General features: G+C 70.9%; 12 protein-coding genes. 6 read left to right on the forward strand and 6 right to left on the reverse strand.

Translation table 11 applies throughout. The annotated features are described in order from the left end of the window. The first annotated feature begins 11 nt into the window (after nucleotides 1-11). On the forward strand, nucleotides 12-254 hold the full coding sequence (locus ABT095_RS12245) for a hypothetical protein (protein WP_502884860.1): 243 nt from the start codon (nucleotides 12-14) through the stop codon (nucleotides 252-254). 101 nt (nucleotides 255-355) lie between these two features. On the opposite strand, the gene ABT095_RS12250 is transcribed toward ABT095_RS12245, so the two are convergent. Both ABT095_RS12250 and ABT095_RS12255 read right to left on the reverse strand, forming a co-directional pair. Beyond that, entirely contained in the window at nucleotides 356-1882 is a 1527-nt protein-coding gene (locus ABT095_RS12250) for an MDR family MFS transporter (protein WP_350529272.1), read from the reverse strand. Between the two features lie 110 nt (nucleotides 1883-1992). Beyond that, nucleotides 1993-2481 carry a MarR family winged helix-turn-helix transcriptional regulator gene (locus ABT095_RS12255; RefSeq protein WP_350529273.1) on the reverse strand — a complete coding sequence of 163 codons (489 nt, stop codon included), beginning with the start codon at nucleotides 2479-2481 and terminating at the stop codon, nucleotides 1993-1995. A gap of 170 nt (nucleotides 2482-2651) precedes the next feature. Between ABT095_RS12255 and ABT095_RS12260 the strand changes: the two genes are divergently transcribed. After that, nucleotides 2652-3638 (forward strand): DUF3533 domain-containing protein, encoded by a 987-nt coding sequence (locus tag ABT095_RS12260; RefSeq protein ID WP_350529274.1) that lies wholly within the window; start codon nucleotides 2652-2654, stop codon nucleotides 3636-3638. A 4-nt stretch (nucleotides 3639-3642) separates the two neighbouring features. Here the strand turns inward: ABT095_RS12260 and ABT095_RS12265 are convergent, their stop codons facing one another. From ABT095_RS12265 to ABT095_RS12280, 4 genes are all read right to left on the reverse strand, one after another. Next, nucleotides 3643-4161, reverse strand: coding sequence for a GtrA family protein (locus tag ABT095_RS12265; RefSeq protein WP_350529275.1), 519 nt, complete (start codon nucleotides 4159-4161; stop codon nucleotides 3643-3645). Between the two features lie 34 nt (nucleotides 4162-4195). Continuing rightward, the gene (locus ABT095_RS12270) at nucleotides 4196-4324 is read right to left on the reverse strand and encodes a hypothetical protein (protein WP_350529276.1); all 129 of its coding nucleotides are present in this window, start codon (nucleotides 4322-4324) and stop codon (nucleotides 4196-4198) included. A gap of 455 nt (nucleotides 4325-4779) precedes the next feature. Further along, nucleotides 4780-7170 (reverse strand): endopeptidase La, encoded by a 2391-nt coding sequence (lon, locus tag ABT095_RS12275; protein WP_350529277.1) that lies wholly within the window; start codon nucleotides 7168-7170, stop codon nucleotides 4780-4782. A gap of 257 nt (nucleotides 7171-7427) precedes the next feature. Next, the gene (locus tag ABT095_RS12280; protein WP_350529278.1) at nucleotides 7428-8180 is read right to left on the reverse strand and encodes a rhomboid-like protein; all 753 of its coding nucleotides are present in this window, start codon (nucleotides 8178-8180) and stop codon (nucleotides 7428-7430) included. 438 nt (nucleotides 8181-8618) lie between these two features. On the opposite strand from ABT095_RS12280, the gene ABT095_RS12285 reads away from it, so the two are divergent. The 4 genes from ABT095_RS12285 (at nucleotide 8619) to ABT095_RS12300 (ending at nucleotide 14927) form a co-directional block, all read left to right on the forward strand. Next, on the forward strand, nucleotides 8619-9353 hold the full coding sequence (locus tag ABT095_RS12285; RefSeq protein ID WP_350529279.1) for a response regulator transcription factor: 735 nt from the start codon (nucleotides 8619-8621) through the stop codon (nucleotides 9351-9353). 94 nt (nucleotides 9354-9447) lie between these two features. Next, nucleotides 9448-10593 carry a HAMP domain-containing sensor histidine kinase gene (locus tag ABT095_RS12290; protein ID WP_350529280.1) on the forward strand — a complete coding sequence of 382 codons (1146 nt, stop codon included), beginning with the start codon at nucleotides 9448-9450 and terminating at the stop codon, nucleotides 10591-10593. 295 nt (nucleotides 10594-10888) lie between these two features. Further along, nucleotides 10889-14635: a multifunctional oxoglutarate decarboxylase/oxoglutarate dehydrogenase thiamine pyrophosphate-binding subunit/dihydrolipoyllysine-residue succinyltransferase subunit gene (locus tag ABT095_RS12295; RefSeq protein ID WP_350529281.1), complete on the forward strand. Its 3747-nt coding sequence runs from the start codon at nucleotides 10889-10891 to the stop codon at nucleotides 14633-14635. Between the two features lie 112 nt (nucleotides 14636-14747). Next, nucleotides 14748-14927: a DUF6104 family protein gene (locus ABT095_RS12300; RefSeq protein WP_350529282.1), complete on the forward strand. Its 180-nt coding sequence runs from the start codon at nucleotides 14748-14750 to the stop codon at nucleotides 14925-14927. The last annotated feature ends 133 nt before the right edge of the window (nucleotides 14928-15060 follow it).

Genomic DNA, 15060 nt, shown 5'->3' on the forward strand with positions numbered 1-15060 from the left:
GGCAGCACCCCATGAGCAGCATCAGCATCAAGTGGGCCGCCCTGGCCCAGACCGCCGGTGTCAGCGTCGCGGTCACCGTCGCCGTGGTCGCCGTCTTCGCGGTCGGCATCATGGCCCTCTCCACCCGCGAGACCGCCCTCGCCGGTGACACCCCCAACACCACCAAGGCCGGGGCCGCCCTGGCCACCGCCGGAGTCTGCTTCGCCGCCTGCGCGGCAGTCGTCCTCTACGGCCTCTCGCTCATCGCAGCCTGAGCCGGTCGCACTACCAGGGGCGCGAGGAACTGCGCTGCCGGCCATGCACCTCCGTGCACGGCCGGTCGCGCCGTTCCTCGCGCCCCTTGTTGCTTTCCCACTCAGTCCCGCACGAGCTCCAGCTTCGGCTGCGCCGGAACTTCCTCGGCCCTGGTCCGCAGCGGGGTCTCCCGAATGAGAAGCACCAGGACGAACGCCAGCAGCGCGAACGGCGCCGCCATCAGGAACACCGCCCCGACCCCGCGCCCGAAGGCGTCCGTCACCACCGGCACCACCTGCGGCGGCAGCTTGTGCAGGTCCGGGATCTCACCCCCGCCGCCGTGCAGGCCCGCCGCGCCGAGGTAGTGCGTCACCTTGTTCGCCAGCAGCGCCCCGAGCGCCGAGACGCCCATCGCCCCGCCCATGGTGCGGAAGAAGGTGACGGCCGAGCTGGCGGCGCCGAGCTCCTGCCGCGGCACGGTGTTCTGCACGGCCAGCACCAGGTTCTGCATGGTCAGCCCGAGGCCGATGCCGGCCGCGGCCATGTAGACCGAGAGCAGCCCGTACGAGGTGTCGGCCTTGACGGTGCCGAGCAGCCCGAAGCCGACGGCCAGCAGGAACGTCCCGGCCACCAGGAAGCCCTTCCAGCGGCCGTACTTGGTGATCAGCTTGCCCGCGAGCGTCGAGGAGAGCGCGAGCCCCAGGATCATCGGCAGGGTCAGGATCCCGGCCATGGTCGGCGACTTCTCCTTGGCCAGCTGGAAGTACTGGCTCAGGAAGGTGGTCGCGCCGTACATCCCGATGCCGACCAGCGCGCTGGCCCCGGCGGCCAGTGAGACGGTGCGGTGGCGGAAGAGGCTCAGCGGCACGATCGGCTCGGCCGCCCGCCGCTCGGCCAGCACGAAGAGCACGGCCAGCGCGAGGCCGCCGCCGACCATCGCGGCGGTCTGCCAGGAGAGCCAGGCGTAGTTCTTGCCCGCCAGGCTGATCCAGATCATCAGCAGGCTGACCGCACCGGTGATCAGCAGCGCGCCCAGGTAGTCGATCTTCGCCTTCCGCTTCACCACCGGCAGGTGCAGCGTGCGCTGCAGCACCACGATGGCGATCAGCGAGAACGGGATTCCGACGTAGAAGCACCAACGCCAGCCCAGCCAGTCGGTGTCCACGATGACGCCGCCGATCAGCGGCCCACCGATGGTGGCCAGCGCGAAGACGGCGCCGAAGTACCCGCTGTAGCGGCCGCGCTCGCGCGGCGGCACCATCGAGGCCAGGCAGATCTGGGCGAGCGCCGTGACGCCGCCCGCGCCGATGCCCTGCAGGACGCGACAGGCGATCAGCTCGCCGGTGTTCTGCGAGAGGCCGGCCAGTGCCGAGGAGACGATGTAGATCACCAGTGCGATCTGCACCAGCAGCTTCTTGCTCACCAGGTCGGAGAGCTTGCCCCAGATCGGGGTGGAGGCGGTGAGCGAGAGCAGCGCGGCGGTGATCACCCAGGTGTAGGCCGACTCGCCGCCGCGCAGGTCGCCGAGGATGCGCGGCAGGGCGTTGGAGACGACGGTCGAGGAGAGCACGGCCACGAAGAGGCCGAGGAGCAGCCCCGATAGGGCTTCCATCACCTGGCGATGACTCATGGGTTCGGTGTCGTTCATCTGCTTCCTTCGGCCGAGACTTCGTTGCCTAAGGCAACCATAAGGGAAAAGGTTGACTCGGGCAACTATTTTTCAGGCCAAAGATCCCGTGCGGGACGGACAGTCGGGCCCTACCGGGCGTCGACCTCGCGGGTCAGCTCGTTGAAGCGCTCGAGCAACTGCGCGAACTGCACCACGTCCGCGGTGTCCCAGGTCGCCATCAGCTCCCGGAACCGGTCCATCCGCGCCCCCCGGGCCCGGCGGTAGCGCTGGGCACCCTCCTCGGTGAGCGAGACCAGCGAGGAGCGCCGGTCCAGCGGGTCGACCTCGCGGACCACCAGACCGAGGCCCTCCAGCGTCTTGAGCTGGCGGCTGATGGTCGGCTTGCCGACGTCGAAGTGCACGCCGATGTCGGTCAGCCGCACCGGCGCCGACTCCGCGATGTAGCCGAGCAGGCTGTACGCGACCCCCTCCAGTGCGGGGTGCACCCGGCGGGACATCTCCGCCGTCCGGGCCCGGCCGCGCCGGAACAGCGCGGTCACCTCCCGCTCCACCGCGAGGGCCGCCTCCTCCGCCGCCTTCCGCGCCGCCACCTCATCGCTCCCCGGGCCTGTGCTCATGGCGCCAGTATCCCGTAGGGCACGCCTCCCCCTCACGGCAACTGTTTCATGATATGAAGTATCCGTTTTGACCGCTTCTCAGCCATAACGACCGTTAGGAGCGCAGTCCGGTGGAGCAACCGTCGATTGACCGACCGCCCCGGGGAATCCTCACCGAGCTCAAGGAGGCCGTGACCCCGCGCGCGGCACTGCTGGTGATCGGTGTCCTGCTGCTCCAGCTCGGCTTCATCACCTCCTATGTCGGCGCCCTGCACCACCCCGAGCCGCACGAGCTCTCCATCGCCGTGGTCGCGCCGCCGCAGGTCGCGCCGAAGCTGGTGGGCGCGCTGGACCAGGTGCCGAACGACGCGGTGAAGGCCGAAACCGCGCCGGACGCCGAGGCCGCCACCGCCCGGATCAAAGACCAGAAGCTCTACGCCGCGCTGGTCTTCGACCCGGCCGGCACCGAGGACACCCTGCTGGTCGCCGACGCGCGCGGCCCGGCCGCCTCCCGGGCGGCCACGACGATCGTGACCGCGCTCGAGCAGGCCCAGGGCCGGACGGTGAAGGTGGCGAACGTCGTGCCGCTGGCCGCCGGCGACTCCGGCGGCCTCTCCTCCTTCTACCTGGTGATCGGCTGGTGCGTCGGCGGGTACCTGGTCGCCTCGATCCTCGGCATCAGCGCCGGAGCCCGGCCGGCCAACACCAACCGGGCGCTGATCCGGCTCGGCGTCCTGGCGGTGTACTCCTTCGCGGCCGGCATCGGCGGCGCGGTGATCATCGGGCCGGTGCTGAACGCCCTGCCCGGCTCCCTCTGGGGCCTGATCGGCCTGGGCACCCTGGTGGTCTTCTCGGTCGGCACCATCACGATGGCCCTGCAGTCGCTCTTCGACATCGTCGGCATCGGCCTGGCGGTGCTGGTCTTCGTGGTGCTCGGCAACCCGAGCGCGGGCGGCGTCTACCCGCCGCCGCTGATGCCGGCCTTCTGGCGCGCGATCGGCGCCTGGATCCCGAACGGCGCGGGCACCGACGTGGCCCGCTCGATCGCCTACTTCGGCGGTACGAACATCGGGGTGCCGCTGCTGGTGCTCTTCGTCTGGGCTCTGGTCGGCATCCTGGTCACGCTGATCGCGGTGGTCCGCCGCCCGAGCCTGGGCCGGCCGGCCCCCTCGGTCTGACGCCTCAGACCCGCTCCGGCTCCGGCTCTCCGGCCGGGGCCGGTCGCGTGCCCGCCACGAAGACCCAGCGCTTCATCGCCCAGTACCGGAACACCATCGCCAGCAGGGTGCCGACGATCATCCCGCTGAGGAAGTCCGCGACCTCCTGCCCGAGGTGGCTGACATCGGGCTCGCGCAGGTCGAAGACGTACCGGGAGACGATCAGCGGCGCGTCGTTGACCAGCACCGCGAGCGCGCTGACCACGAAGAACAGGATCGCCTCCCGCTGCCGGCCGTTGGTCCGGAAGGACCACTGCCGGTTCAGCACGTAGCTGACCACGGTCGCCAGGGTGGTGGCGATGGTCAGCGAGACCACCGGCTTGGCCTGCAGCACGGTGAGCTTGAGCCCGAAGTTGACGGCCATGGTCAGCAGGAAGCAGAAACCACCCACCATCAGGAACTTCACCAGCTTGCGATGCTGCACCAGCAAGGGGCGCAGCCGGTCGGGCACCCGGGCCAGAGCCCGCTGAGTAGGTGACGGCACCTCGGCAGTCTCGCACGGGACGCGGCCCGCGCGCTCACCCGCCCGTGATCCGCAGCACTCCGGTCGTGGTGCCCTGCAGCACCACACCGCCGGGCGCGATCGAGCCGGCCAGCTGGAGCGCGTCGAACACGAACCCGGCGCCGAGGTACTTCGTCCTGGTCACCCGCCCGGTCTCCGGGACGATCTCGGCGTAGCGGGGGCAGCGGCGTCAGGCCGAGGAGCGCGGCGGCGGCGAGGGAGCGGAGCATGACAGGGGTGTCCCGTTCTGCGTGGGTGAAGGGTGAGCGGACTCGTGTTCACGCAGCGGGACGACAGATGGCCGAGCACACCCGGGCCAGGTCGACGTCGAGCCGACGGGTCAGGTGTGCGTACAGGGCCATGGCGCTCACGGTGACGGCCTGACGGTTGGTCAGACAACCCCCGTCTCATGGCTCGAGCACCACCGGGGGCGCGGGGAACTGCGCGAGGACGGAAGAGACGGCGCTGCCAGCTTCCGCAGCGGGCCAGTCGCACTATCCAGGGGCGCGGGGAACTGCGCGAAGCGGGAGGCCGCAGGCCGGTTCCTTCCGCACTCGCGCAGTCCCCGCGCCCCTGACAGTGCAACCTGAGGTGGATGCACTAGGCCGCGACGAGGACCTCCGCCGGCTCCAGGGCCAGCGCGAGCACCTCCCGGACGTCCGCGACCGGGTGCACCGTCAGCCGCGCGAGCACCTCGGCCGGGACGTCGTCCAGATCGGCCTCGTTGCGCTTGGGGATGATCACCGTGCTGAGCCCGGCCCGGTCGGCGGCGAGCAGCTTCTGCTTGACGCCGCCGATCGGCAGCACCCGCCCGGTCAGCGAGACCTCACCGGTCATCGCCACCTCGGGGCGCACCCGGCGGCCGGAGAGCAGCGAGGCCAGCGCCGTGGTCATGGTGATCCCGGCGCTCGGGCCGTCCTTGGGGACGGCGCCGGCGGGCACGTGCAGGTGGATGCCCCGCTCCCGCAGGCCGGTGACCGGCAGCTCCAGCTCCGCGCCGCGCGAGCGCAGGTAGGAGAGCGCGATGTGCGCGGACTCCTTCATCACGTCACCCAGCTGCCCGGTCAGGGTCAGCCCGGTGCCGCCGGTCTCGGCGTCGGCGAGCGAGGCCTCGATGTAGAGGACGTCGCCGCCCGCGCCGGTGACGGCCAGGCCGGTGGCCACGCCGGGGACGGCGGTGCGCCGCTCGGCCGGCTCCTGGGCGGACTCGGGCGTGTGGTGCGGGCGCCCGATCAGGCCGCGCAGGTCCGCCGCGCCGATCGTGGTGGGCAGCTCCAGCGTGCCCAGCTCGCTCTGCGCGGCGATCTTCCGCAGGATGCGGGCCACCGAGCGCTCCAGGTTCCGCACACCCGCCTCGCGGGTGTACTCCCCGGCGAGCAGCCGCAGCGCGCCCTCCTCGACGGTGACCTCGGCCGGGTCCAGCCCGGCCCGCTCCAACTGCCGGGGCAGCAGGTGGTCCCGCGCGATGACGACCTTCTCGTCCTCGGTGTAGCCGTCGAGCCGCACCAGCTCCATCCGGTCGAGCAGCGGCTCGGGGATGGCCTCGAGCACGTTGGCGGTGGCCAGGAAGACCACGTCGGAGAGGTCGAGCTCGACCTCCAGGTAGTGGTCGCGGAAGGTGTGGTTCTGCGCCGGGTCGAGCACCTCGAGCAGGGCCGCCGCCGGGTCGCCCCGGTAGTCGGAGCCGACCTTGTCGATCTCGTCCAGGAGCACGACCGGGTTCATCGAACCGGCCTCCTTGATCGCCCGCACGATCCGCCCGGGCAGCGCGCCGACGTAGGTGCGCCGGTGGCCCCGGATCTCGGCCTCGTCCCGCACGCCGCCGAGCGCGACCCGGACGAAGTCCCGGCCCATCGCCCGGGCGACGGACTCGCCCAGCGAGGTCTTGCCCACCCCGGGCGGCCCGACCAGCGCCAGCACCGCACCGCCACGGCGGCCGCCGACCAGCCCGAGCCCCTGCTCGGCCCGGCGCTTTCGCACGGCCAGGTACTCCACGATCCGGTCCTTCACGTCACCAAGACCCGCGTGGTCGGCGTCCAGCACCGCGCGGGCGCCCTCGATGTCGTACGCGTCCTCGCTGCGGTTGTTCCACGGCAGCTCGAGGACGGTGTCCAGCCAGGTCCGGATCCAGGAGCCCTCGGGCGACTGGTCGGAGGAGCGCTCCAGCTTGTCGACCTCCTTGAGCGCGGCCTCGCGCACCTTCTCGGGCAGGTCGGCGGCCTCGACCCGGGCGCGGTAGTCGCCCTCCTCGTCGACGGCCTCGCCGTTCAGCTCGGCCAGCTCCTTGCGGACGGCCTCCAGCTGGCGGCGGAGCAGGAACTCCTTCTGCTGCTTGGCGACACCCTCCTCCACGTCCTTGCGGATGGTGTCGTTGACCTCCTCCTCGGCGAGGTGGTCGCGCAGCAGGCCCAGCGCGTACTCCAGGCGGGCCACCTGGTCGGCCTCGAGCAGCACCTTGAGCTTCTGCTCGGCGGTGGCGAAGGGCGCGTACCCGATGTTGTCGGCGAGCTCGCCGACGCCCTCGATCTGGGCGACCCGGTCCACGATCTGCCAGGCACCGCGCTTGCGCAGCCACTGGGTGGAGAGCGCCTTGTACTCCCGGACCAGCTCGGCCGCCCGCCCGGCCACCGGCAGCCCGGCGTCGGACTCGCGGAACGCACTGGTCTCCACCCACAGCGCGGCGCCCGGCCCGGTGGTGCCGGTGCCGATCCGCACCCTTCGCACGGCCCGCACCAGCGCGGCGGGGTCGCCGTCGGCGAGGCGGCCGACCTGCTCGACGGTCGCCAGGGTGCCGACCGACGCGTACGAGCCGTCCAGCCGGGGCACCAGCAGCACCTGCGGCTTCCCGCCCTGCGCGGCGGCCCGGGCGGCCTCCACCGCGGCCCGTACCTCGGCGTCCTTCAGGTCCAGCGGCACCACCATGCCGGGGAGCACGACCTCGTCGTCGAGCGGCAGCACGGGCAGAGTGAGCGGAGTGGACGTCGAAGCCATGATCTCTCCCCAGTCAGCGAAGTTGAGTTGACCTGACTAAGGATTGGCGAGGGCCGATTGTTCCCGGAGAACTGTTCACTCTGAGCGAAAGGCCAACCACCAGGGGCGCGGGGAACGGCGCGGCCAGCCAAGGAGCTCGCTGCATCGGCGCACGGCGGACCAGTTGCACTATCAAGGGGCGCGGGGAACTGCGCGAAGCGGTAGGCCGCAGGCCGCACATGGCTGGCAGTGCAGTTCCTCGCGCCCCCTGTTCTTGCTTACGCCCCGGCGAGGGCGAGCCGCCGGAGGCGGAAGGGTGCGCCGGGGCCGCGGCGGAGCCGCCGCCAGGTGGCGATGCCGACGAGCAGGGCGACCGGATGGCCGACATCGGTGACAAGGTCCGCGCCGGTCACGATCTGGTGCAGAATCATCGCCCCCGCGCCGGCGAGCGCGAGCACCCGCCCGGGCGGCTTCAGCAGGCCGGCCAGCGCGCCGATGCTGGCGAGCACGCCGTAGCTGACCCCGATGTCCAGCGAGTCGAGCGCGTCCGCGCCGATGCTCCCGGTGGCCACCGCGACGGCCACCACGGCCTGCGAGATGAGCGTGCCGACCACGTGCCCGGCGGCGAAGACGCCGGCCGCCCGCCAGGGGCCGACCCGGCGCTCGAGCGGCGCGACGGTGAGGGCGAAGCCCCAGAAATAGGGGAGCCAGGCCGGACCGGCCACCCACCAGCCACTGAAGAAGAGGGCGACCAGCGGCCGGTGGATCAGGTTGTGCCCGTCGGTGCTGGAGATCTCCTGCAGCCGGTGCACGAGATCGGGGTCGGCGAGCCGGGAGAAGAGGGTGGTGCCGAGCAGTACTGCGAGGTAGCCGAGCGCGAAGCGGTTGCGCCGCGGCGTGGGGATCAGGCCGAGCACCCGCCCGAGCACCCCGTACCGGAGGCCGTACCGGAGGCCGCCGTACGGCACCACGGTGACGGCGAGGGGCACCGGCTCACGGGGCAGTGTGAAGTCGTCCCGCACATCCGACATGTCGCCTCCACTCCAGCCGTTCCGGCCCCCCGAAACGCCGCCACTGGCAACTTGTCGTGCCCACGTTACGTGGCACTTCTGAGAGTCGGCTGAGGACGAGCTGTGAAGATCGGCAGAACTGCCGCACCGCCCGACCCGAAGCCGCCCTCTGTTTACGGACCAGTAGCCCCGCAGCCCAGGAGTCTGCCACCCCTCCAGCGGCATACGCACCGTTACGGGCGATATTTTTGCCGGGTAAGGTATCGCCCCGTGCCCCGTCCTGACCTGGGTCGGCACCAGTTGCGCGGACCGGAAATGTCCGGTTGACCTGCCGGGACACGCGAGGTGTCCGTACGCTCGCTGGCGGGGCACAGCCCACGACGGAACAAGACGACTACGAGCGGAGCCCGCTGTCCCCACAGGCAGTCGGCCCGTAGCCCTGGGGGCGGTGGCGTGACCGTGACAGAAATTCAACAGGACAGCGGCAGCGGTGCGGTGAGTACGCAGCGACGCGTACTCGTCGTCGAGGACGAGCCCACGATCGCCGAGTCGATCGCCGCCCGGCTGGGCGCGGAAGGCTTCAAGGTCGCCGTGGCCCATGACGGGCCCGGTGCCGTGGACGGCTTCCACACCTGGCAGCCGGATCTCGTCGTGCTCGACGTGATGCTGCCCGGCTTCGACGGCCTCGAGGTGTGCCGCCGGATCCAGGCGCAGCGGCCGGTGCCGGTGCTGATGCTGACCGCGCGCGACGACGAGACGGACCTGCTGGTCGGCCTCGGCGTCGGCGCGGACGACTACATGACCAAGCCGTTCTCCATGCGCGAGCTGGCGGCCCGGGTCAACGTGCTGCTGCGCCGCGTCGAGCGCGCCCAGCAGGCGGCCCGTACGCCCGCGCTCGGCAGCCTGCGCTTCGGCGATCTGGAGATCGACCACGTCCAGCGCCGGGTCCGGCTCGGCTCGGGCGACGTCCACCTGACGCCGACCGAGTTCGACCTGCTGGCCTGCCTGGCCGCCCAGCCGCGCGCGGTGCTCACCCGTGAGCAGCTGCTGGCCGAGGTCTGGGACTGGACGGATGCCTCGGGCACCCGCACGGTCGACAGCCACGTGAAGGCGCTGCGGCGGAAGATCGGCGCGAGCTGGATCCGTACGGTGCACGGAGTCGGGTACGCCCTGGAGGCACCCCTCTCGCAGTGAGTGACACCGGGCGTTCGGGCCACCGGGGGGCCCACGTCCCAGGCGTCACAGCCGGAGCACCGGAGCGTTCGCGGGGGATGACTTCAGAGGCGACATGACTTTTCCACAGCAACGCGACGGGGACGACACGGGCGAGGGCCCGCGCCGAGGGCTGGCCGCACGCGCCGCCCGGCGTGTCTGGGCGGACATCAGACCGCTCGACCCGTTCCGCTCGATCAAGGGCAAGCTGGCCCTGCTGGTGATCGTCTCGGTCTTCCTGGCCACCGGCATGGCCGTGGTGGCGACCAGGTCCGAGACCCAGATCCGGATCATCATGATCTTCTCGATGATCGCCTCGCTGCTCTTCATGCAGTTCCTCGCGCACGGGCTGACCGCCCCGCTGCGCGAGATGACGGCCGCCTCGCGCGCGATGACCGGCGGCGACTACAGCCGCCGGGTCGAGGTCTCCTCGCGGGACGAGATCGGCGAGCTGGCCGAGGCCTTCAACCGGATGGCGGGAGACCTGGAGGCCTCCGACCGCCACCGCCGCGAGCTGGTGGCCAACGTCTCGCACGAGCTGCGCACACCGATCGCGGCGCTGCGCGCCGTGTTGGAGAACGTGGTGGACGGCGTGGTCCAGCCCAATCCGAAGACGCTGGGCGCCGCGCTGGAGCAGACCGAGCGGCTCGGGCGGCTGGTCACCCACCTGCTCGACCTGTCCAAGCTGGACGGCGGCGTGGTGCCGCTGGACGCCCGCCCCTTCGAGGTGCGCGACTTCCTGGACGGCGTGCTGCGCGGTGTGACGGTGGACGGTGCGACGGCGGGCGGCGCGTACGGCCGGCGGGACGACGTCCGGCTGCGCCTGGAGGTCGATCCGCCGGACCTGACCGGCGTCGCGGACCCGGAGCGGCTGCACCAGGTGGTGGCCAACCTGGTCGACAACGCCTGCAAGCACTCCCCCGCCGGCGGCACCGTGACGGTGCTGGCCACGCCGGGCGAGGAGCCGGGCGGGCTGCTGCTCGCCGTCACCGACGAGGGGCCGGGAATCCCGGTGCAGGACAGGTCGCGGGTGTTCGAGCGCTTCGGCCGCAGCGGCACCGCGACGGCCACTGGTCCGGGTGCGGACGGTGGCACCGGTCTGGGCCTGGCGATCGCCCGCTGGGCGGTCGATCTGCACGGCGGGCGGATCCGGGTCGCCGAGTCCGCCAAGGGCTGCCGGATCGAGGTCGCTCTCCCGGGTGAGCCCCCGGTCCGCCCGTAACCTGCACATCTGTCACAGAACTGGGACAGAAGGGCCGATCCGACTACGTCAGATCATCTGTTCGGGCCCGCACGGGCATCTTTGTCCCGTTTTGACTAGATTTGAGACCGACGGAGAGACCCCTCGTTCCCCGCCGATACAAATCCCTAACGTCGATTTCCAGCCAAATTAACGGTCGGCACTGTGATCTGGGCGACGCCTGCCCGCTGGGGACTGCGCGATCACTCGGGAGAGGCGTAGCCTTAATCCCCGCTGTCCACCATCCCAAAAGGAAGCGGAAGAGGGCGGTTGCCCCGTGTCGCCACACCCTGAAACCCCCGTCAGCTCGGCAAGCTCCACTGGCTTCGGCCCCAACGAGTGGCTCGTCGACGAGATCTACCAGCAGTACCTCCAGGATCCCAACTCGGTCGACCGAGCCTGGTGGGACTTTTTCGCCGACTACAAGCCCGGTACCGAGGTGACTCCAGTGACCCAGGCCGCGACCCAGGCCGGCCCCACGCCGACCGCCGTTGCCGCCCCTGCTCCGACTGCTGCCGCGCAGGCCGCACCGGCGCCCGCACCCGCTGCACCGGCCGCCGCGGCTCCGGTCCAGCCGGCGCCCGCGCCGCTCGCCGCCGCTCCGGCCGCGCCCCCGGCTCCGAAGGCCGCCGCTCAGGCGCCCGCCGCCGCGGCTGCCGAGGGACCCGAGCTGATCGCGCTGCGTGGCCCGGCCAAGGCCGTCGCCACCAACATGGACGCCTCGCTGGAGGTGCCCACGGCGACCTCCGTGCGCGCCGTCCCGGCGAAGCTGTTGATCGACAACCGGATTGTCATCAACAACCACCTGCAGCGCGCCCGTGGTGGCAAGGTCTCCTTCACGCACCTGATCGGGTACGCCCTGGTCCAGGCCATCAAGGCCAACCCGGGCATGAACCACAGCTACGTGGTCAAGGACGGCAAGTCCTTCCTGGTGAAGCCGGACCACGTGAACCTCGGCCTCGCCATCGACCTGGTGAAGCCCAACGGCGACCGCCAGCTCGTCGTCGCGGCCATCAAGAAGGCCGAGACGCTCGACTTCTTCGGCTTCTGGCAGGCCTACGAGGACATCGTCCGCCGGGCCCGCGCCAACAAGCTGACGATGGACGACTTCACCGGCGTCACCGTCTCGCTGACCAACCCCGGCGGCATCGGCACCGTGCACTCCGTGCCGCGCCTGATGCAGAACCAGGGCACCATCGTCGGCGTCGGCGCCATGGAGTACCCGGCCGAGTTCCAGGGCTCCTCCCAGGAGACGCTGGCCCGCCTGGGCATCTCCAAGATCATGACGCTCACCTCGACCTACGACCACCGCGTCATCCAGGGCGCGGCCTCGGGCGAGTTCCTGCGCACGATCCACCAGCTGCTGCTCGGCGAGCACAACTTCTACGACGACGTCTTCGCCTCGCTGCGCATTCCGTACGAGCCGGTCCGCTGGGCCACCGACGTCGCCACCACGCACGAGGACGAGGTCAACAAGACCGCCCGCGTGATGGAGCTGATCCACGCCTACCGCGTGCGCGGCCACCTGATGGCCGACACCGACCCGCTGGAGTACAAGCAGCGCCGCCACCCGGACCTCGACGTGGTCGAGCACGGGCTGACCCTGTGGGACCTGGAGCGCGAGTTCGCCGTCGGCGGCTTCGGCGGCCAGAAGATGATGAAGCTCCGCGACATCCTCGGCCTGCTGCGCAACACGTACTGCCGCACCGTCGGCATCGAGTACATGCACATCCAGGACCCGAAGCAGCGCAAGTGGCTGCAGGAGCGCCTGGAGAAGCCGTACGCCAAGCCCGAGCGCGAGGAGCAGCTGCGGATCCTCCGCCGCCTGAACTCCGCCGAGGCCTTCGAGACCTTCCTGCAGACCAAGTACGTCGGGCAGAAGCGTTTCTCGCTGGAGGGCGGCGAGTCCCTCATCCCGCTGCTTGACGCCACCATCGACTCGGCGGCCGAGCACCGCCTGGACGAGGCCGTCATCGGCATGGCCCACCGCGGCCGCCTGAACGTGCTGGCCAACATCGTCGGCAAGCCGTACGGCCGGATCTTCGGCGAGTTCGAGGGCAACCTCGACCCGAAGTCGATGCACGGCTCCGGCGACGTCAAGTACCACCTGGGCGCCGAGGGCACCTTCACCGGCCTGGACGGGGAGACCATCAAGGTCTCGCTGGCCGCCAACCCCTCCCACCTGGAGACGGTCGACCCGGTCGTCGAGGGCATCGTCCGCGCCAAGCAGGACGTGCTCGACCAGGGCGGCACCACCTTCCCGGTGCTCCCGATCCAGGTCCACGGCGACGCGGCCTTCGCGGGCCAGGGCGTGGTCGCGGAGACCCTGAACATGTCGCAGCTGCGCGGTTACCGCACCGGCGGCACGATCCACCTCGTGGTCAACAACCAGGTCGGCTTCACCGCCGCCCCGGCGTCCTCCCGCTCGTCGATGTACTGCACCGACGTCGCGCGGATGATCGAGGCCCCGATCTTCCACGTGAACGGCGACGACCCGGAGGCCGTGGTCCGCGTCGCGCGGATCGCCTTCGAGTTCCGCCAGGCGTTCCACAAGGACGTCGTGATCGACCTCATCTGCTACCGCCGCCGCGGTCACAACGAGGCCGACAACCCGTCGTTCACCCAGCCGCTGATGTACGACCTGATCGACAAGAAGCGCTCGGTGCGCAAGCTCTACACCGAGGGCCTGATCGGCCGTGGCGACATCACCATGGAAGAGGCGGAGCAGGCGCTCCAGGACTTCCAGGGCCAGCTGGAGAAGGTCTTCTCCGAGGTCCGCGAGGCCACCTCGGCGCAGACCGCCGCCACCAACGGCAAGCCGCAGGCCGACTTCCCGGTCTCCATCCAGACCGGCATCTCCGAGGAGATGGTCAAGCGGATCGCCGCCTCGCAGGTCAACCTGCCGGAGTGGCTGACCGTCCACCCGCGTCTGCTGCCCCAGCTGCAGCGCCGCGCGGCCTCGGTCGAGGACGGCACCATCGACTGGGCCATGGGCGAGACCCTCGCCATCGGCTCGCTGCTGATGGAGGGCCACCCCGTCCGCCTGGCCGGCCAGGACAGCCGCCGCGGCACCTTCGGCCAGCGCCACGCGGTGCTGATCGACCGGAACACCGGCGAGGACTACACCCCGCTGCTGTACCTGACCGAGGACCAGGCCCGCTACACCGTCTACGACAGCCTGCTGTCGGAGTACGCGGCGATGGGCTTCGAGTACGGCTACTCGCTGACCCGCCCGAACGCGCTGGTCATGTGGGAGGCGCAGTTCGGTGACTTCGTCAACGGCGCGCAGACCATGGTCGACGAGTACATCGCCTCCGCCGAGCAGAAGTGGGGCCAGCACTCCGGCGTCACCCTGCTGCTGCCGCACGGCATGGAGGGCCAGGGCCCGGACCACTCGTCCGCCCGCCCCGAGCGCTTCCTGGCGCTGTGCGCGCAGGACAACATGACGGTCGCGATGCCGACTCTCCCGTCGAACTACTTCCACCTGCTGCGCTGGCAGGCGCACAACCCGCACCACAAGCCGCTGGTCGTCTTCACCCCGAAGTCGATGCTGCGTCTGAAGGCGGCGGCCTCGGCGGCGTCCGAGTTCACCTCGGGCTCGTTCCGCCCGGTCATCGGCGACACCACGGTGGACCCGGCCAACGTGCGCAAGGTGATCATCACCTCGGGCAAGTTCTACTACGACGTCGCCCAGGCCCGGGAGGAGCGCGGGGTCACCGACACCGCCATCGTCCGGGTCGAGCGCCTCTACCCGCTGCCGGTCGCCGAGCTCCAGGAGGAGCTGGCCCGCTACGGTGACGGCGTCCAGTTCATCTGGGCCCAGGAGGAGCCGGCCAACCAGGGTGCCTGGCCGTTCATCGCGATGAACCTGGTCGACCACCTCCAGGTCGTCATCGGCCGCAGCGCCAACGGCGCCCGGCTGCGCCGCGTCGCCCGGCCGGCCTCCTCCGCCCCGGCGGTGGGTTCGGCCAACCGGCACAAGGTCGAGCAGGCGGCCCTGCTCGAGGAGATCTTCACCCTCTAGCACCGCCCCGAAGGCCCGGCTCCCGCTCCCCGCGGGGGCCGGGCCTTCGGCGTACTACCCTGACCCCCAGACTGAGCCACTGCAGTACACCCCAGGAAGGCCGGAGAGCACTGTGTACTTCACCGATCGAGGCATCGAGGAGCTGGCGAGCCGCCGCGGCGAGGAGGAGGTCAGCTTGGAGTGGCTGGCCGAGCGGCTGCGCGAGTTCGTCGACCTCAACCCGGACTTCGAGATCCCGGTCGAGCGGCTGGCCACCTGGCTGGCCCGTCTCGACGACGAGGACGAGGACTGAGTCGCACGCACCGGAAGGGCCCGGACCAGGAGAGAAAGGGCGGTTTCTAGGGGTCGTTGCAACACGTGGTCGGTTGTCTAGGCCGCGAGGAGTTTAGCCAGACGCTCGGCTGGGGTTTCCCAGCCGAGCGTTT

It is taken from the genome of Kitasatospora sp. NPDC002227, from assembly GCF_040296285.1.
GTDB lineage: Bacteria > Actinomycetota > Actinomycetes > Streptomycetales > Streptomycetaceae > Kitasatospora.